At 44.2% G+C, this 1124-nt stretch carries 1 protein-coding gene and 1 pseudogene; both read left to right on the top strand.

What is annotated here, in order from left to right; all coding sequences use genetic code 11:
* Positions 1 to 782 (top strand): annotated as a pseudogene (locus VXQ92_RS20105) (SDR family NAD(P)-dependent oxidoreductase); the annotation flags it as partial.
* A 2-nt stretch (positions 783 to 784) separates the two neighbouring features.
* A partial coding sequence (locus VXQ92_RS20110; RefSeq protein ID WP_416682973.1) for a MaoC family dehydratase occupies positions 785 to 1124 on the top strand: 340 nt, incomplete at its 3' end.

Below are 1124 nucleotides of genomic sequence, written 5' to 3' on the forward strand. Positions count from 1 at the left end.
AACGGAAAAGGTGGCTCAACCATGGCGGCCCAAAAAGTCGTAGATGAAATTATTGCGGCTGGTGGCGAGGCGATGGCAAATGGTGCTTCAGTCACTGATATTGAACAAGTTCAACAGATGGTAGATGAAACAATTGCCCGTTGGGGACGTGTAGATATTTTAATTAATAACGCTGGAATTCTTCGAGATAAAACTTTTAGCAAAATGTCACTAGATGACTTCCGTACCGTGATTGATGTCCACTTAATTGGGGCAGTAAATTGCACAAAAGCGGTATGGGATATCATGCGCGAGCAAAAATATGGTGTATTGTTATGACGACTTCATCATCTGGTCTATAGGGCAACTTTGGGCAGTCCAACTATAGTGCTGCAAAAATGGCATTGGTTGGACTCATGCAGACACTGGCTTTAGAAGGTGAAAAATCTAATGTTCGGGTGAACTGTCTAGCACCAACAGCAGCAACTCGTATGCTTGAAGGATTATTACCCGAAGAAGCCCTTAAAGCTCTTGCTCCAAGTGCGGTCAGTCCTGCAATCGCGACTTTGGTTAGCGAAGATGCACCGACTCGTATGATTCTTTGTGCGGGCGCAGGTAGTTTTGAAGCTGCCCACATTACCCTTACTCAAGGAATTTATTTAGGTACGGATGAACAGGTTCCGCATGTTTTAGCACAACGTTTAGCTGATGTTGCAGACCGAACAGGTGAGTTTGTGCCTGTCAGAGGAGGCGCTCAAGGTGAGCTTGAGCTGAAAAAAGCTTCATTAATGGCAGGAGAGTAATTTTGACAAAAAATACATTAAGCATCGACCAGCTTGTTGAGTTGCAAGGTCAAGAATTAGGTAGCTCGCAATGGATGACCATTGATCAAAACATGATTAATACCTTTGCGGATGTCACACAAGATCATCAATTTATTCATGTGGATGAAGAAGCTGCTCGTCAGACACCTTTTGGTGGCACGATTGCCCACGGTTTTTTAACACTCTCTTTACTTTCAGCGATGGCCGCTCAAGTCTTGCCGACTGTACAGGGGCAGAAATCTGGCGTGAATTATGGCATCAATAATTTGCGTTTTATTAGTCCTGTACATAGCGGTAAGCGGGTGCGTGGAAATTTTCACT

The organism is Acinetobacter sp. 228 (assembly GCF_048147885.1).